The sequence below is a fragment of the Campylobacter sp. JMF_15 NE4 genome, assembly GCF_027737645.1.
GTDB lineage: Bacteria > Campylobacterota > Campylobacteria > Campylobacterales > Campylobacteraceae > Campylobacter_B.
Window position 1 is genome coordinate 287,773 of record NZ_JAOVTY010000001.1, and the last position, 16,729, is coordinate 304,501.

The 16,729-nt window shown below is 40.9% G+C and carries 17 protein-coding genes; all 17 read left to right on the forward strand.

The genetic code is table 11. The annotated features are described in order from the left end of the window. The first annotated feature begins 34 nt into the window (after positions 1 to 34). The 17 genes from OFN98_RS01550 to OFN98_RS01630 all read left to right on the forward strand — a co-directional run bounded on the left by OFN98_RS01550 (position 35) and on the right by OFN98_RS01630 (position 16,724). Entirely contained in the window at positions 35 to 1,219 is a 1,185-nt protein-coding gene (locus OFN98_RS01550) for an efflux RND transporter periplasmic adaptor subunit (RefSeq protein WP_270874825.1), read from the forward strand. 16 nt (positions 1,220 to 1,235) lie between these two features. Further along, the gene (locus OFN98_RS01555) at positions 1,236 to 3,164 is read left to right on the forward strand and encodes a MacB family efflux pump subunit (RefSeq protein ID WP_270874824.1); all 1,929 of its coding nucleotides are present in this window, start codon (positions 1,236 to 1,238) and stop codon (positions 3,162 to 3,164) included. Between the two features lie 2 nt (positions 3,165 to 3,166). Continuing rightward, positions 3,167 to 4,525 carry a TolC family protein gene (locus OFN98_RS01560; RefSeq protein ID WP_270874823.1) on the forward strand — a complete coding sequence of 453 codons (1,359 nt, stop codon included), beginning with the start codon at positions 3,167 to 3,169 and terminating at the stop codon, positions 4,523 to 4,525. Positions 4,526 to 4,626: 101 nt separating this feature from the next. Beyond that, on the forward strand, positions 4,627 to 4,761 hold the full coding sequence (rpmH, locus tag OFN98_RS01565) for a 50S ribosomal protein L34 (RefSeq protein WP_270859069.1): 135 nt from the start codon (positions 4,627 to 4,629) through the stop codon (positions 4,759 to 4,761). A 14-nt stretch (positions 4,762 to 4,775) separates the two neighbouring features. After that, positions 4,776 to 5,081 (forward strand): ribonuclease P protein component, encoded by a 306-nt coding sequence (gene rnpA, locus OFN98_RS01570; RefSeq protein WP_270859218.1) that lies wholly within the window; start codon positions 4,776 to 4,778, stop codon positions 5,079 to 5,081. Beyond that, the gene (gene yidD, locus OFN98_RS01575) at positions 5,078 to 5,407 is read left to right on the forward strand and encodes a membrane protein insertion efficiency factor YidD (protein ID WP_270859068.1); all 330 of its coding nucleotides are present in this window, start codon (positions 5,078 to 5,080) and stop codon (positions 5,405 to 5,407) included. The genes rnpA and yidD overlap by 4 nt, the downstream gene beginning before the upstream one ends. Positions 5,408 to 5,409: 2 nt before the next feature. Further along, the gene (gene yidC / locus OFN98_RS01580; protein WP_442868107.1) at positions 5,410 to 6,993 is read left to right on the forward strand and encodes a membrane protein insertase YidC; all 1,584 of its coding nucleotides are present in this window, start codon (positions 5,410 to 5,412) and stop codon (positions 6,991 to 6,993) included. Continuing rightward, positions 6,983 to 7,720 carry a Jag N-terminal domain-containing protein gene (locus OFN98_RS01585; protein ID WP_270874822.1) on the forward strand — a complete coding sequence of 246 codons (738 nt, stop codon included), beginning with the start codon at positions 6,983 to 6,985 and terminating at the stop codon, positions 7,718 to 7,720. The genes yidC and OFN98_RS01585 overlap by 11 nt, the downstream gene beginning before the upstream one ends. Continuing rightward, complete coding sequence (gene mnmE / locus OFN98_RS01590; RefSeq protein WP_270874821.1) at positions 7,720 to 9,051, forward strand: tRNA uridine-5-carboxymethylaminomethyl(34) synthesis GTPase MnmE; 1,332 nt, start codon at positions 7,720 to 7,722, stop codon at positions 9,049 to 9,051. The genes OFN98_RS01585 and mnmE overlap by 1 nt, the downstream gene beginning before the upstream one ends. 57 nt (positions 9,052 to 9,108) lie before the next feature. After that, positions 9,109 to 9,990 (forward strand): lysophospholipid acyltransferase family protein, encoded by an 882-nt coding sequence (locus OFN98_RS01595; RefSeq protein ID WP_270874820.1) that lies wholly within the window; start codon positions 9,109 to 9,111, stop codon positions 9,988 to 9,990. Continuing rightward, positions 9,990 to 10,883, forward strand: coding sequence for an ELM1/GtrOC1 family putative glycosyltransferase (locus OFN98_RS01600; RefSeq protein WP_270874819.1), 894 nt, complete (start codon positions 9,990 to 9,992; stop codon positions 10,881 to 10,883). Before OFN98_RS01595 ends, OFN98_RS01600 begins: the two co-directional genes overlap by 1 nt. Continuing rightward, entirely contained in the window at positions 10,880 to 11,971 is a 1,092-nt protein-coding gene (locus OFN98_RS01605) for a glycosyltransferase family 4 protein (protein WP_270874818.1), read from the forward strand. Before OFN98_RS01600 ends, OFN98_RS01605 begins: the two co-directional genes overlap by 4 nt. Beyond that, a complete protein-coding gene (locus tag OFN98_RS01610; RefSeq protein WP_270874817.1) occupies positions 11,968 to 13,149 on the forward strand; it encodes an O-antigen ligase family protein in 1,182 nt (393 codons plus the stop codon). Before OFN98_RS01605 ends, OFN98_RS01610 begins: the two co-directional genes overlap by 4 nt. After that, a complete protein-coding gene (locus OFN98_RS01615) occupies positions 13,146 to 14,195 on the forward strand; it encodes a glycosyltransferase family protein (protein WP_270874816.1) in 1,050 nt (349 codons plus the stop codon). Before OFN98_RS01610 ends, OFN98_RS01615 begins: the two co-directional genes overlap by 4 nt. Continuing rightward, on the forward strand, positions 14,192 to 15,187 hold the full coding sequence (locus OFN98_RS01620) for a glycosyltransferase (protein ID WP_270874815.1): 996 nt from the start codon (positions 14,192 to 14,194) through the stop codon (positions 15,185 to 15,187). Before OFN98_RS01615 ends, OFN98_RS01620 begins: the two co-directional genes overlap by 4 nt. Then, entirely contained in the window at positions 15,184 to 15,975 is a 792-nt protein-coding gene (locus OFN98_RS01625) for a polysaccharide deacetylase family protein (RefSeq protein WP_270874814.1), read from the forward strand. The genes OFN98_RS01620 and OFN98_RS01625 overlap by 4 nt, the downstream gene beginning before the upstream one ends. Next, positions 15,972 to 16,724 carry a glycosyltransferase family 2 protein gene (locus OFN98_RS01630; RefSeq protein WP_270874813.1) on the forward strand — a complete coding sequence of 251 codons (753 nt, stop codon included), beginning with the start codon at positions 15,972 to 15,974 and terminating at the stop codon, positions 16,722 to 16,724. The genes OFN98_RS01625 and OFN98_RS01630 overlap by 4 nt, the downstream gene beginning before the upstream one ends. Positions 16,725 to 16,729: the final 5 nt, after the last annotated feature.

Below are 16,729 nucleotides of genomic sequence, written 5' to 3' on the forward strand. Positions count from 1 at the left end.
TGCGGATTTGAATTTAAAAAAAAAGTTGGAGAATATGAAAAAAATAGTCAAAATTTTAGTTATTTTAGCCCTGATTTTGGGCGGATATTTCGCGTATAAAAAATTTGGCGCAAAAGATGAAGCCCCAAAAATCCTAACCACAAAAATGCAAAAAGGCAATATCCGTGGCACCGTGACAGCTACTGGCGAGGTTTATGCGCAAGAGTTAGTCGATGTGGGTGCGCAAGTAGGCGGTCAGATCAAAAAGCTCTATGTCAAAGTCGGCGATGTGGTCAAAGCTGGCGATATGATAGCTCAAATCGACTCAGTTACCCAAGAAAACAATATCGCCAAGGAAAAGGCGCAGTTAAATATCTATGAGGCAAATTTGGTTTCAGCCAAAATCGCTAGCGATAACGCCCAGACGCAGTATAATCGCGAGCTTAAACTCTACAAAGCAAACGCGACCTCAAAAGAAGCCCTAGAAAACGCCAAAAACAATCTCGCTGCAAAAGAGGCAGCCAAAAAACAGATCGAAGCGCAAATCGAGCAGACCAAACTCTCTTTAAGCACGGCTGAGACAAATTTAGGCTACACCAAAATCACAGCCCCTACTGGTGGGACAATCGTATCGGTGCCGGTAGAAGAGGGCAAAACCGTAAATGCTAACCAAACCACGCCAACAATCGCAAAAATCGCGGATTTAAGCAAAATGGAGATAAAAATGGAAGTCGCCGAGGGCGATATTTCTAAAATCAGCGTCGGCACGCCAGTAGAATACTATATTCTCTCAAATTTAAACGATGTGCGCCAAGCCCATGTTTCGCACATAGACCCGGGTCTTACTACGCTAAGTGATGGTAGCTACGACAAGGCTAGCACGAGCGCGAGCTCATCAAAAAGCGCTGTTTATTTTTATGTCAAATCCTCAATCGATAATAGAGATAATTACCTAAAAATCGGCATGACGACAGAGTGTGAAATCATCGTAAATCACGCAGAAGACACAAACTATCTGCCAACCTCTGTGATTAAACGCGATGAAAATGGGGATTATGTCATGGTAAAAAGGGCTTTTGGCTCAGAGAAAACCTATATCAAAAAGGGTATTAGCGATGATTTGAATACCGAAATTTTGGGTGGTTTGAGCGATGATGATGAGATTATTATCGCAGATGGTTCAAACGCCAATCAAATCGGCGATGGCAGTGGCGGACGCGCTCCTAGAATGAGATTTTAAAATTTAAAATTTAGCCATGATAAAGTTAGAAAATATAAATAAAAAATTCAAACTCGGCGATAATGAGGTTCATATCCTAAAAGATATAAATTTGCATATAAAAGCCGGCGAATTCGTATCAATCATCGGTCAAAGTGGTAGTGGAAAATCCACGCTGATGAATATCATCGGCTGTATCGATACCCCAACTAGCGGAAGCTATAAAATCGACGATAAAGAGGTTGCTAAGCTTAGTTCAGATGAGCTTGCAAGCCTTAGAAGCAAGAAATTTGGCTTTGTTTTTCAAAAATACAATCTCATCGCCTCAATCGACGCTACCGAAAATGTTGCCCTACCAGCCGTGTATGCAGGTGTGCCATCTCATGCTAGGATTAAGCGCGCAATAGAGCTTTTAGAAGGTTTAGAGCTAGGCGACCGCACGAAAAATTTGCCAAACAAGCTCTCAGGCGGACAGCAGCAGCGCGTCTCTATCGCAAGAGCTCTCATAAATGGTGGCGAGATAATCCTGGCCGATGAGCCAACAGGCGCACTTGATAGCAAATCTGGCGTCATGGTAATGGAGATTTTAAAAAAACTCCACGAAGAAGGTCATACCATAATCGTCGTAACCCACGATAGCAATGTTGCCTCAATCGCTGATAGGATTGTCGAGATCAAAGACGGCCAAATTTTAAGCGATAATGTCAAAATGGGGCGCACCTTTGATTTGCATAAAGAAAAGCTAGAAAAAGAAAACTCGCTTTTTTCTGCCAAAGATCAATTTATAGAGAGCTTTAAAATGTCAGTCAGCGCGATATTTTCACATAAGTTGCGCTCGATTTTGACAATGCTTGGAATTATAATCGGAATTGCCTCTGTTATCTGCGTCGTTGCCCTAGGAAACGGCTCGGAGGAGAGGATTTTATCAAATATCCGCTCGATTGGCACAAATACTATCAGTGTCTATCCGGGGCGAAATTTCGGCGATATTAGAGCAGGCGGGATAAATACTCTAACCAAAAACGACTCCCTGGCATTAGCGCACCAGCCTTATGTGGATTATTCTACGCCAAACTCACGCACGAGTGGAACGCTAACTTACGCTAGTATGAGTGCGACGGGGCAGGTTTTTGGCGGTGATGTAAATTCGCTCGCAGTCAGCGGAATAGATGTGGTAGAGGGGCGAAATTTCAACGAAGATGATATAAAATACTCAAATTCTGTCATCATTATCGATCAAAACACCAAAAAAACGCTATTTAAAGGCGTGGAACCACTTGGAAATACAATTTTATTCAACGGCAGGGCTTTACGCATAATCGGCATAGCTGGCGAGGATAAAAACGCCTTTGGCAGTAGCGAGAGTTTGCGCGTGTATGCGCCATATACGACCGTGATTGATAAAATTTCAGGCGATAGGCAGATTAGCTCAATCACGGTCAAAATCAAAGACGATGTCAGCACCGCAATGGCTGAGGAGAGTATCACACAGCTACTAATCCAGCGCCACGGCACGAGGGACTTTCACACGCGAAATTCAGATACGATTAAGCAAACGATAGAGAGCACGACAGGCACGATGAAAATTTTAATCGGCTCAATCGCCTTTATTTCGCTAATCGTGGGCGGAATCGGCGTAATGAATATCATGCTAGTCTCAGTTACCGAGCGCACCAGAGAGATCGGAATCCGTATGGCAATCGGCGCCAAAGAGGGCAATATCTTGCAACAATTCCTAATCGAGGCGATTTTGCTATGCTGGTTTGGCGGAATTTTGGGAATTTTGTTTGCGCTTTTAATTGGATTTAGTTTTAACTCGCTAAGCCCTGATTTTTCGATGAAATTTACCATTGCGCCGATACTCGTATCCTTTGCGGCCTCATCTGCTATCGGGATAATTTTCGGGTATTTGCCAGCAAGAAGTGCAAGCAAACTAAACCCAATCGACGCATTAGCACAGGAGTAGAGATGAAATTTAATATATTTGTAAGCGCAGTTTTCGTGGCGTTTTTTGGCGGGTGTGCCGCGATAAATAGCAACCTTGATTACGAAGTGCAAGATAGCTTTATAGACGAAAACGAAACCTATGAAATCGCGCAGGATTGGTATAAGGGATACAATCAGCCATATTTAAATGCCCTTGTTGATGAGGCTTTGGCGAAAAACCACGATTTGCGCGCAGCGGCGTTAAATTTGGAGCGCGCGTATGTGAATTTAGGCCTTAGCAAAGAGGATTTATTCCCTACGCTTGGGGCTTCGTGGGGGGCTGGTGCGAGCCGTGATATCAGCAGAAGTGATGAGTGGAGCAAGACTTATAGCTCTGGCTTTAATGTCAGCTATGAGCTCGATCTTTTCGGGCGGATTCGCTCGAACATAAATGCTAGCGAGTGGGACGCGAGTGCGAGTGTGTTTGACTTGCAAAATGCTCGTTTGACGCTGATAAATTCGGTCGTGAGCGGGTATTTTGAGATGCTTTATCTAAACGATGCGCTAAAATGGACGAAGCAAAATTTAAAAGATTATGCACAAATCGAGCAAATCGTCAAGGCAAAATACGATTATGGCAGATCTGAGCTTATCGAATACAAGCAGGTGCAAAACAGCATTTTGAATTTGAAAAACCGCGTTTTGGAAATCGAGAAAAATATCGAGGATAACCGCAAATTTATGCGTGATTTAATCTCGCCTGACTTGGAGTTTCGCACAGATTTACCAAGCATTGAGAGCGTGAAATTTCTAGGTGCAGACCTTAGTGTGCCTTACACTGCTTTGCATAATCGCCCAGACATTAGAGCTGCGATTTCTAGGTTAAATGCGGCGTTTTATGACCACAGACGCGCAAGGCTAAATTTCTTCCCGCGCGTAAATTTGGGCGCAGGGTTAAATTCAGCTAATACAGATAAATTTAGCGATGGATTTGATTTGAAATTTTTGAGCGGAAATGTCAGTATTAGTCTGCCGTTTTTGGACTATGGACGGCTAAAATCGCAGTTAAGGATAGCTGAGGTGGATTTTTACGCTTACCGAAATTCTTACGAAAAAACCCTAAGCGGCGCAGTAAATGAGACGCTAAATTTGTATAGAATTTACGAAATCAACCGCGCAAGGCTTGCAAATTTAGCCGATACTTACAAAACGACTAGTGAAATCGAGCGCATTTACCGCGTCAAATACGACGCAGGTGCTAGCGAGCTAAAAGATTTTTTGGAGGCTAGATCGAGTGCGATTTCGGCGCGAATCAATCTACTTGCGCAAAGATATGCGAGTATGCAAAATGAAATTTCGATTTACCGCGCTATGGCTGGTAAATTTCGCCAAAAATTTTAAATTTTAAAATTTGTTTAGCATTGAAAAATTTAGTTTTTCAATGCTTTTTAAGTAAAATTTTTGTAAAATCCACACCTTAAATTTTTTAAAAAAGGAAGAATATGAAAAGAACATATCAACCACACAACACCCCTAGAAAGCGCACACACGGCTTTCGTGTAAGAATGAAAACAAAAAATGGACGCAAAGTTATCAACGCAAGACGCGCCAAAGGTAGAGCAAGATTGGCTGCGTAGGTAGTTTCGCTCCGATAAGCGAAAATCAGGTTTTTTCAGAAGTTTATAAAAGTGCTGCGAAATGGCACTGTGATTGCGCTGTCGTGTATTTTATGGACGGCGAGCGCAGGTTTAGTGCGATAGCTAGTAAAAAGATTGGAAATGCGGTTAAGCGAAATCGCACCAAACGCCTGCTAAGAGCGGCGTTTTATAATCAGCAAAATTTATTAAAAGATGGCACTTTTATCATTATCGCAAAAAAACAGATTGAAAACATGAGTTTTAAAGAGATAGAGCGAAGTTTGCGTTGGGCTTTTAAAAAGATAGGTTCGATAAAATGAGAAATTTTTGTGTTTTTTTGATTAAATTTTACAGAGCCTTTATTTCACCTCTTTTACCTGCGAGTTGTCGCTACTATCCCACATGCTCTACTTACGCGCTCTATCAGTTTAAATTTAACCACCCCTTACACGCATTTTTTGCTACATTAATTAGAATTTTAAAGTGCAACCCTTTTTTCAAGGGCGGAATAGATCACCCTATCATCAAGCATAATTTTAAATTTAATTTTTTTTGGGCATGCAAAAACAGTGCTTTGGGCGTAAAACCAAAAATTTGGTTTATACCATATTCAAAAAATCAGTATTATATAATATTTAGGAGATAATCGTGTTAGATCAAATATCCCAACAAAAACGCCTAGGACTAGCTATTTTGCTAGCTTTTTTGTTTTTTGTGGCATACGACCATTTTTATATGTCAAAAGTCAGAGCTGCTATGGAGGCGAACAAAACAGCCACTGCCACACAAAGTGCGCAAAGCGTGGCAAAACAAGCCCCAACTAGCGCAAGTGCTAGCATAACTCCAAGCGCAAGCGCGGGTGCGAGCGCACAAAATCAGTTAGTCAAAATTGTCGGCAAAGAGGCGAATTTTACGATTGATAATTTCGGTCGCATTAGCTCATACACGCTAAATGATAAAAAATTTACAAAAGATGGCGAACCGATAAATTTAATCAGCAAAGATGGCGATTCAAAACCGCTTGAAATCAGATTCGAAGACGCTAATTTAAACGAGCTAGCATTTTCGACGCCATATACTGCTTCTGCGGATAGGCTAGATATTACAAATGGCGCAGCTAGCGTGGTTTTGACGCAAAATTTAGGCGATTTTGTCGTTAGCAAAAATTTGAAATTTAACCCAAATGGAAGTTACGAAATCGATATCAAATTTAACCGCCCGACTTCGTATTTTATCACACCTGGCTCTCGCCCTGATGTCGAGGTAGATGGATACACAATCCACGGTATCACAGTGGGCAAAAGCGACGATACAGTCGAGATTTTCGAAGACGGCGATGTGAGCGAAAACGAGCGCGTCGAAAACGCCATATTTGTGGCCAGCTCAGATAGATACTATACAAGCCTATTTTTTGGCGAAAATTTAAACACCACGATTACTAGCGCGAACGATATTTCGCAAGCCTTCATTAGAGCAAATGGCGATTTTAAGAGCATTGGCTATATCGGACCGAAGGATTATGTAACCCTAAAAGAGGTAGATCCAAAGCTAACTAATGTCATTGAGTATGGCTGGTTCACCTTCATCGCAAGGCCTATGTTTAAATTTTTGCGCTGGATTTATAGCCATGTAGGCAACTGGGGCTGGGCGATTGTGATACTTACGCTAATTATTCGCGCAGCACTCTTTCCGCTTAGCTACAAGGGTATGTTATCAATGAATAAGCTAAAAGATTTAGCCCCAAAAATGAAGGAGTTGCAAGAAAAATACAAAGGCGATCCGCAAAAATTGCAAATGCACATGATGGAGCTATATCGCAAAAATGGCGCGAACCCAATGGGCGGATGTTTGCCGATACTACTTCAAATTCCGGTATTTTTCGCGATTTATCGCGTGCTTTTAAACGCAATCGAGCTAAAAGGTGCCGAGTGGGCTATGTGGATCCACGATCTATCGCTAAAAGATCCATATTATATCTTGCCGATTTTGATGACAGCGCTTATGTTTTTACAGCAAAAAATCACGCCTACTTCATTTACAGACCCAATGCAAGAGAAGGTAATGAAATTCTTACCACTAATGTTTGGTGTGTTTTTCCTAATGTTCCCAGCGGGTCTTACGCTGTATTGGACTGTGAATAATATGTGTTCGATAGTGCAACAATATGTCATAAACAAAATCTTTGCTCGCCAAAAGCAAGCCCAAATTTCGGAGAAAAAACATGAAAATTGAAGCGATAAATTTAACGCAAGCTTACCAAAAAGCAGCAGATGAGTTTGGGTGTTCGATTACTGAGTTAAATATCAGGGTAATTCAACAGCCAAGTAGCGGATTTTTGGGCTTTTTTAAGAAAAACGCCATTATCGAGGTTGTTAAAAAAGGCGAGAAATTTCCACAAAGCGAAAATTTAAGCCAAAAACCAAATGACGAGAAAAAATCGCAAAATTCGCAAAAAACTAGAAGTGCAAATTCGCACAAAGCCCGCAAAGAAAAGCCAAAAGCTACCATAAATGATGAAATTTGCAAAGATATCGAGCAAAAAATCACAAATTTAATCGCACAAAGTGGATTTAATCTTAGCGTTTGCGAGGTTAAAATTCACGATGAAAACAGCGTCTATATCAAAATCGACGGCGATGATAGCGCGCTTTTAATCGGCAAGGAAGGCCACAGATACAAGGCGTTTTCGTATATGATTTATAACTGGATTAGTATGAAATACAACCTCTCTGTCGTTTTCGAAGTGGCTGAATTTTTGCAAAACCAAAGCAAACATATCGACTCGTATGTGGGCGCATTAAAGGCGAACGCAAACGGCTCAAAAATCGTAACTAAGCCATTTGACGGGGCATTTGTCAAAATCGCTAGCGACAAGATTAAAGAAAGCTTCCCAGATCGCACGATCGGTATCAAATCCACTCGCAATGGCAAAATCATCATAATCGACGAAAAAAATTAATGAATCAAACAATCGCTGCTGTCGCCACCGCTCATGGAGTCGGTGGAATATCAATCGTGCGCATAAGTGGGGCAGGCGCCCTGCAAATCGCGCGCGAAATTTCGTATAAAAATGACTTCGCACCGCGCCACGCTACACTGGCGAATTTATACGGCGCAGACGGGGTGAAATTTGGCGAGGCAATTTTTATATATTTCAAAGCCCCACATAGCTTCACTGGCGAGGATGTAGTAGAGATTCAAACACACGGCGGACTTATTAGCTCGTCTATGGCGCTTGATAGCGTGGTTTCGCTAGGAGCGCGTATCGCTGAGCCTGGGGAGTTTAGCAAAAGGGCGTTTTTAAACGGCAAAATGGATTTAAGCAAGGCCGAGGCGATTAGCGATTTGATACTTTCTCGCTCGGAAAGTGCGGCTAAGATTTTATCTCGCAACCTGCACGGCGAGCTTGAAGGCTTTGTAAATGACCTGCGCGCTAAGCTTGTCAAAACTCTCGCTTTTGCCGAGGTTTGCATAGATTATGCCGAAGAGGATTTACCACGCGATGTGCTTGAAAATTCGCTAAAAATGCTAAATGAAAACATAGAAAATTTAGAAAAAATCACCCAGATTAGCAAGAGCAGAAAAGGGCTAATCGAGGGCTTTAAGGTCGCAATCGTAGGCAAACCAAATGTAGGCAAAAGCAGTATTTTAAACGCGCTTTTAAACTACGAGCGCGCAATCGTCAGCGATGAGGCTGGCACGACTAGGGATAGAATCGAAGAGAGCCTTAAAATCGGCACCCACCTAATCCGTATCATTGATACAGCAGGCATTAGGCATGGCGAGAGCAAGACCGAAAATATCGGCATTTCATACTCAATCAAGGCGATTGATGAGGCGGATATTATTCTGGCTGTGTTTGATAGCTCTGCAAATTTTAGCGATGAAGATGAAAAAATCGTCCAAATTTTGGAGCAAAAAAGCGATAAAAAAATATTTTATATCTTAAATAAATCTGATTTAGCGCAAAATTTTGCATATAATTTTGCGCAAAAACCGCTTAAAATTTCAGCCAAAAACGGCGTCGATGAGATTTTAAAAGAGCTTGAAATTTACCTAAATTCGCAGAATTTCGACGGACTTATGCTAAGCAACACTCGCCAAATCAATGCTTGCCAAAACGCACTAAACGCCCTAAAAAGCGCGCGCGAAAAGCTAAACGAGGCTGAGCTTGAAATTTTCGCTTATGAAATGAATCGCGCCATAGAGCAGATTTCATCGATTTCTAGGCCATTTGAAAGGGACGAAATTTTAGATGAAATGTTTGGGAATTTTTGCCTAGGAAAGTGATTTTATATCTTATTTAGCCAAAATTTACTATAATCACCCCTTTTAATAAGGGTGAAAATGAGAGAAAAATTTGAATATTTCCTAGCCGTAATTTTGATAAAATTAGCCAAAATTCTACCGACAAATTTCTTATATTTTTTCTTTGATTTCTTGGCGAAATTCGCCTTTTTTGCGCTAAAATCACGCGCAAAAATCGCTATAAAAAACCTTAGCCTTGCCTACCCACAAAAATCAGCTGGCGAGATTAAAACCCTAGCGCGCGAAAATTTCCGCTCTGTGGCTAAAACCCTGACCCAAACCCTGCTTTTCTACCATGAAAGGCTCGATTTTAGCGCACTTATTGCTAACAAAGACGAGGCACTAGAAAAGGTAAAAGCGCTAAAAGGCGATAGCAAAAACGGCATTTTGTTTTTCACGGCGCATTTTGGAAACTGGGAAGTTTTAGCCCATTTTTGCGGCGCAAACGGCTTTCCTATGGCGGTTGTGGGACGCAGGGGAAATAACGAACTCATCGAAGATCGCCTAGTTACGCCATTTCGCAAAAAATACGGCAACGAGCTAATCTACAAAGATAACGCCATGCGCGGACTTGTCGAGCGTCTAAGGGCGGGCAAAAATGTAGGAATCCTGCCAGATCAAAAGCCGGGCGGAAAAAACAGCCTAAAAACCACATTTTTTGGGCGCGAGTGTTACACCACAAAGACGATTGCGTCGCTGTATCTGAAATTTAACCCAGTCCTAATCCCCATTTTTGCGTGTCGTATGAGCGATGGACGCTATGAAATCGTCATCAAAGATTTCACCCCGCCAAGCGCGGATTTGGATAAATCAGAGGCCGAGCAATTCATAACCCAGCAGTGCAACGATATCTTTGAAGAGGTCGTGCGAAGCGCACCCGAGCAGTGGTTTTGGATGCATAATCGCTGGAAAGTTGGCTAATGAGAGCGCTTATCTTTACCGACGGACGCAAGGGGCATGAGAGCCAAAGCGTGGCGTTTTGCGAGTTAAAAGGCTTGGAATTTGAGTTTTGCAAAGTTAGCTATAAAAACAAAATTTTAAAAATTCTCTCATATTTTTTGGATTTTTTGGGGCTGAAATTTAAAATTTTCGAGTGCGAAAACAAAAATTTTGCGAATTTTGACATTTTCGTGGGAGCTGGGTCTGTGACATACTATCCCTTAAAATACTGCGCCGCGAAATTTGGCAAAAAAAGCGTCGCGCTAATGTATCCAAAAGGCTATAAAAAGGACTTTTCACTCATTTTCGCAAACGCTCACGATACCACGCAAACTGCGCCAAATGTGGTGATTTTGCCGACGAATTTAAACCTTAGCAAAGTAGCGAATTTCTACACTCCCAAAAAAAGCGCGATTGGCTTTGTCATCGGTGGGCCAAACGCTTCGTTTGATATGAATAGCAAAATTTGCGAGATTGTGGAGAAAATCAAGGCAAAATTTCCACGCCACGAATACGCCCTGACCACTAGCCCACGCACCCCGCGCGATATCGAAGCGCAGTTTGAGCGCGCGAATTTCGATTTTAGTGTGATTTATAGCAAAAATCAGATTAATCCAATCGGTGATTTTTTGGAGGGTTGCGAGTGGATTTTTATCACCCAAGATTCTGTTTCGATGATAAGCGAAGCGGTGTGTAATGGCGTGGCAAATGTCGCTGTTTTGGCGCTTCCACGCAAAAATTCGCATAATAAATTTGACGATTTTATCGCAAATTTGGCGCAAAATGAGTGTTTACGAATTTACGCTAAAAACAGCGAGTTAAAACCGACAAAAAAGATAAATTTAAGCCAAATTTTACAAGGAATTAGCTTATGAGAGTGGTGCAAATACTGCCAGAACTTAACGAAGGTGGCGTCGAGCGCGGTGTGGTCGAGCTCACGCGCGAATTTGCTAAATTTGGCGTGGAAAATTTCGTCATAAGCAATGGCGGAAAGTTAGTAAGCGAGCTAGAAAAAAACGGCGTGCGCCACATAAAATTCGATGTTTGCTCCAAAAATATATTTACAGCGCTTTCTCGCGCTAGTGCGCTAAAAGAAATTTTGCGCGAGATCGCCCCAGATATCGTGCATGTGCGCTCTCGCGTGCCTGCGTGGCTAGTGAAATTCGCCAAAGGGGGGCTAAATTTTGGGCTAGTTAGCACCGTGCATGGGCTAAATTCCGTGAATTTTTACAGCAAAATTATGGTAAAAGCCGATAAAATCATCTGTGTCAGCAACGCTACGAAGGATTATGTGGTGCGAAATTTCGGCGCAGATGTCAGCAAAATCAGGGTAATTCCGCGCGGAATTGATTTAGAAAAATTTAATCCTAGCAATTTAGATGCCGAATTTATGGCGAAATTTCGCGCCGAATTTGGGCTAAAACAGGGCGATTTTATCGTCGCAAGTGTCGGGCGCATAACGCAACTCAAAGACTATGAAACGCTCATAAAAGCGGGGCAAATTTTAAAGCAAAGCTTTGGTGAGGGGCTAAAAATTTTAATCGTGGGCGGTGTGCGCGATGATAAAAAAGAGTATTTTTTGGGGCTACAAAATTTAGCGCGTGAGTTAAATTTGGCGCAAAGCGTGATTTTTACGGGTTCGCAAAGCAAAATCCCTGAGATTTACGCGCTAAGCAATGTCGTCGTGAGTGCGTCGAAAAAACCTGAGAGTTTCGGGCGAAGCGTGGCTGAGGCGATCGCGCTAAATGCGCCTGTGGTGGCGAGCAATCACGGTGGCGTGCTAGACATAATCAAATCTGGCGAAAATGGCGAGTTTTTTGCCGTGGGCGATGAGAGGGGGTTAGCTGCGATGATAGAGCGCGCGAAGGATTATAAATTTGACGGATACGGCTACATAGCGGAGAATTTCAGCCTAGCGCAAATGGTGGAGAAAACTATGAGTGTGTATAAGGAGATAGTGTGATAAATTTGGTTAAGACTGAGGGTAAATTCGACTTTTTCAAAGCGATTTTTCTCTTTGCATTGGCGGTTTGGACGATGTCGTTGCCGTTTAAAAACGCGGTGTATCAAGTGGGCTTTGTGCTTTTTGATTTAGTTTTTTTAAGCCATTTGATATATTTTAAAAATTTTGCTTTGGTAAAAGAAATTTTACAAAGCGTTAAATTTTTGGCTTTTTGCTTTGTTGGAATATTAATTGCTATGATAATCTCAAACTCCCTAAATACCGAGTTTTTAAGCAAAAAAAGCTGGGAGATAATAGCGCTTTTTCCATTTAGATATGGGCTTATTTTTGTGGGGCTTTGCTATTTTTACAAACTTAAATTTTTTGGCGAAAAAGAGCTTAAAGTGCTCGTTTTCGCGGGACTTTTTTTGCTTTTGGCAAATGCGATTTTTTATATTGTGCAAAATCCACAAATTTTAACCAAACTTAAAGGTGGTGGCATTACCGGGGGACTCTCTACGAGAACTGCTTTTGGATTTTTTGCAGGACTTGGTTTTGTGCTTTCTCTAACCTTAGTGAAAAACTATGTTTTTAAAGCGATTTTTAGCATTATTTTTCTATTTTTTGTCATTTTTTCATTTACTAGAAGTGCGTGGGTTGGGTGTTTTGCTTGTTTGATTTTATTTTGTGCTTTTAATATCAAAAATTATAAACTTATTTTGTCGATTTTTGTTTGTTTGGTGGCGTTTGCTTTGGTCACATATTTTGGTTTCGATAGTGTCGCAGAGCGTTTTAGCGACCTAGCTAATGCGCGAACTAGTGGGCGAAATGTCATTTGGGCATACTCGCTTGAAAGGATTGGTGAGCATCCGATTTTTGGCTGGGGAGTTGATAGTTTTAGGCATTTGCCAAACTCGCCAGCGATTACAAGAAGCGATTTTAACGCCACTCACAATATGATTTTAGAGCTTTTGCTTCATACTGGAATTTTTGGTTTCATTATCTATATGAGCGCAATTTTAAGCAACTTTTGGCTTTGTATAAAAGAGCGAAAATTTGAAATTTTTATTATTTTTACATATTTTTTCGTCGTTATGCAGTTTGATAGTTCTACGCTTACTTCAAAAGAAGCATTGAGTTATTTGGCAATTTTTACATTTCTTGTGTATTCTAAAAAAATACAAGGTAGGCAGATATGAATATTGTTCATTGTGCTGTTTTTAGAGAGTTAGAATACGGTAAATTTTTTTACAACATAGACCGAAAAATTTCTCATGGTTTGCACCAAAATGGGCATTTTGTCTATGATTTTAGTTATAGGGATGTCGAAAGAAGATCAAGATTTCTAAAAATAAAAAATAGTGGCTTAGATAAAATGAATAAAGAATTGATTAGGGTTTGCAAAAACATAAACGCCGACTTGCTTTTAATCGGTAAAGGTGAAAAAATCGCAACTGCCACGCTAAAAGAGCTAAAAAAGGCGCTCCCAAATTTAAAAATCGCACTTTGGTATGTCGATCATTTAAACGAAGTTTCGCAGTTTTGGGAAAATTTGAGAGAAATCGACTGCTTTTTTTACGCAAATGCGCTGAATTTGCAAAAGCTTTCCAAGGATTATAAAAACGCCAAATTCGCCTTTTTTCCAAACATTTCCGACGCCGCCTTTGATAGATTTTACGAGCGCGAAAAAACAAACGATATAATCTACATTTCAAGGGATTACAAAGAGGATAATCGCCACAAATTCGCCCTAATGCTTGATGAATTTTGCAAAAAAAATGGCGTGAAATGCGAAATTTACGCTAGTTTAGGAAACGGCACCATTTTTGGCGATGAATTTCACAAAGCAATCGCAAAAAGCAAAATCGCCATAAATTTCAACCGCGACGATGATTTAGAGTGCGAAAAATCGCAAAAATTGCTTGGGGCAAGTGATAGAATGGCGCAGTTTATGGGGTGTGGAGTTTGCACTTTTTCGCCAGTGATTGCGGGGTTTGAGAGATTTTTCACGCACGAAAAAGAGATAGTGTATTTCAAAAATCCAAGCGATTGCTTCGAGAAAATTTTGGAATATTTATGCGCTGAAAAATACGCCCAAATTGCCAAAGCGGGGAGAGAAAAGGCTCTAAATTTGGCAAATGCGAAACGAGTAACCAAATTTATGATTGAAATGATTTTTAGTGAGAAATTTAGCGAAAATTACGAGTGGCGCGAATATATTTACCAAAATGGAGAGAAGATTTGAGGATACTACATACTCTTCATTGGGTGCAGTTTGCGGGGACTGAGCGGGTTTGCGTGGATTTATGCAACGAAATGTCAAGGCAAAATGAAGTAATTTTGCTAAGCAATAAAGATATCAGCGAGTATTTGCAAAAAAATATCAAATTTGTAAATTTTGATTTTGAAAAAAATCGCAGAAATCCGCTTTTTTTGTATAAAACAGCGAAATTTATAGAAAAAATTTCCCCGGACATTATCCAGTGTCACAACACAAAAGAGCTTGAAATCATGCGCTATATGCAGGTTTTTTTGAAGAAAAAAATTCCGCTAATCGCCACAAAACACACTTTGGAATTCAAAAAAAATTATAAATTAGCTGATTTGTGCGTGGCTGTGTTAGATGAGACAAAAAAGATTTTACCGCCAAATTCTATAATTATCGAAAATGGAATTTTGTATAAAAAGCCAGAAAAGATTAAAAAACTAGATAAATTTCACATCATCAGCTCTGGCAGATTAAGCGCCATTAAGCAAATGGATGTGGTCATCAAAGCGCTTAGTTTGGTGAAATTTGACTTTGTGTGCGAGATATTCGGTCAGGGTGAGAAGCAAGGCGAGCTAGAAAGGCTAATTAGTGAGCTAAAACTTGATAAAAAGGTCTTTTTGCGCGGTTTCGTGGATAATATAAATGATTATTTAGCAAGCTGCGATTTGCAAATCATAGCTTCGAAATTCGAAGCTTACGGACTTGTGGCGATTGACGGGGTTTATTATTCGCCACTTATGATTTCAACGAATACTGGCATTTGTGAGCGAATTTTGCCTAGTGAGTTAAAATTTAGCGCCACGCCAGAAAATTTAGCTCACAAACTAAACGATATTTACGAAAACTATGATAAATTTGTAGAAATTTTCGCCCCTATCAAAGCCAAAAAAGACGAATTTAGCGTAGCAAAAATGGCGCAAAATTACATAAATGCTTATGAAAATTTGATAAAGGATTTTAAAAAATGATATATTTTTTCGCAATTTTAGCCGTGGCGATTATAGCCTTTTCGTGCAGGTATAACTGGTGGCGGATCCCGCAGGGCTGGGATAAGGCGCGCGTGCTGATGTATCATAGCATAAGCGAGCATAAGGGCGATAAATTTGATAAATGGCGCGTTCGTCCAGCCGATTTTGAGGCCCAAATCGCGTGGCTAGCCAAAAACGGCTTTACTACTTTCACGCTTAGCGAGTTAGCAAATTTAGCCCAAATCCCGCCAAAATCGGTCTGTATTACCTTCGATGACGGATTTATGGATAACTACACAAACGCCTTTGAAATTTTGAAAAAATATAATTTCAAAGCCACGATTTTTGTGGTAGCTACTGCTACGCAAAACGACTGGGAGCGCGGAAATACCGAGCATTTAAGCCAAATTTTAACTAGCGATGAGATAAATTTAATGCACTGCTCAAATTTAATCGAGTTTGGCTCGCACACGCTAAGCCACGCGAATTTAGAGCGTTTGTGGGCGAGTGAGCCCGAAAAAGCGCGAGATGAAATCGAAAAATCCAAAAAAGAGTTAGAGAAAATCACCGGGCGAGAGTGTAGAGTTTTTGCCTATCCTTACGGCAAATTTAATGATGAAATTTTATCGCTTACGCGAAATTCAGGATACTGCGCCGCGGTCGTGGTAAAGCGTGGGCTTTATGAAGCGGGTGATGATAAATTTGCCATTAAGCGAATTGGCGTTTTGGGGACGGAGAGTTTTTTTGATTTTTGGCTGAAATTTACGCGCATAAGGAATAAACTATGATAAATGCAAGTGTCTATGCAATCGTGCAAAACGAAGAAAAACATATCGAACGAATGCTAAAAAGTGTCGCTGACTTCGCAGAAATCATCATCGTCGATAGCGGTAGCACCGATAAGACACTTCAAATCGCGCAAAAATACGGCGCGAAAATCTACCACCACGATTGGCAAGGCGAGGGCGTGCAAAAAAACTACGCTTTTAGCCTGTGTTCGCACGAGTGGGTGCTAAATTTAGATGGCGACGAGGAAGTAAGCGCTGAGCTAAAAGCTGAAATTTGCGAGTTTATGGCGCAGAGTGAATTTGACGGGCTTGATATTAAATTTCATGAATTTTACATGGGCGGGATCGTCGATGATAGGGTGCGCAAAAACACTCATATCAGATTTTTTCGCAAAAGCTCTGGCGAATACCGAAATTTGGGCGTTCATGCGCAAGTTAGCATAAATGGCAAGGTGCGAAAATCTCGTGGCGTGATTTATCATTTCAGCGATAAACCAATCAAAGAGCTAGTGAGCAAAAACAACAACTATTCGAGCCTGCGCGCACAGCAAAAATTTGAAAAAGGCAAAAAACCGAGCCTAGCCAAACTGCTTTTTATCTTTCCGCTTGTCTTTTTCAAATCGTATTTTTTAAGGCGAAGTTTTTTCGACGGCAAAAAAGGCTTCATAATCGCCGTTATAAACGCATTTTACGCATTTATGAAAGAGGCGAAATTGTATGAAATTTGGCTTAACAAAAAAGGAAATTAAGCAAA

What these genes read in the sequence shown, in the direction of transcription:
- OFN98_RS01550 (WP_270874825.1), top strand. Translation starts at nt 35, where the DNA reads ATGAAAAAAATAGTCAAAATTTTAGTTATTTTAGCCCTGATTTTGGGC.
- OFN98_RS01555 (WP_270874824.1), top strand. Translation starts at nt 1,236, where the DNA reads ATGATAAAGTTAGAAAATATAAATAAAAAATTCAAACTCGGCGATAAT.
- OFN98_RS01560 (WP_270874823.1), top strand. Translation starts at nt 3,167, where the DNA reads ATGAAATTTAATATATTTGTAAGCGCAGTTTTCGTGGCGTTTTTTGGC.
- rpmH (WP_270859069.1), top strand. Translation starts at nt 4,627, where the DNA reads ATGAAAAGAACATATCAACCACACAACACCCCTAGAAAGCGCACACAC.
- yidD (WP_270859068.1), top strand. Translation starts at nt 5,078, where the DNA reads ATGAGAAATTTTTGTGTTTTTTTGATTAAATTTTACAGAGCCTTTATT.
- OFN98_RS01585 (WP_270874822.1), top strand. Translation starts at nt 6,983, where the DNA reads ATGAAAATTGAAGCGATAAATTTAACGCAAGCTTACCAAAAAGCAGCA.
- mnmE (WP_270874821.1), top strand. Translation starts at nt 7,720, where the DNA reads ATGAATCAAACAATCGCTGCTGTCGCCACCGCTCATGGAGTCGGTGGA.
- OFN98_RS01595 (WP_270874820.1), top strand. Translation starts at nt 9,109, where the DNA reads ATGAGAGAAAAATTTGAATATTTCCTAGCCGTAATTTTGATAAAATTA.
- OFN98_RS01600 (WP_270874819.1), top strand. Translation starts at nt 9,990, where the DNA reads ATGAGAGCGCTTATCTTTACCGACGGACGCAAGGGGCATGAGAGCCAA.
- OFN98_RS01605 (WP_270874818.1), top strand. Translation starts at nt 10,880, where the DNA reads ATGAGAGTGGTGCAAATACTGCCAGAACTTAACGAAGGTGGCGTCGAG.
- OFN98_RS01615 (WP_270874816.1), top strand. Translation starts at nt 13,146, where the DNA reads ATGAATATTGTTCATTGTGCTGTTTTTAGAGAGTTAGAATACGGTAAA.
- OFN98_RS01625 (WP_270874814.1), top strand. Translation starts at nt 15,184, where the DNA reads ATGATATATTTTTTCGCAATTTTAGCCGTGGCGATTATAGCCTTTTCG.
- OFN98_RS01630 (WP_270874813.1), top strand. Translation starts at nt 15,972, where the DNA reads ATGATAAATGCAAGTGTCTATGCAATCGTGCAAAACGAAGAAAAACAT.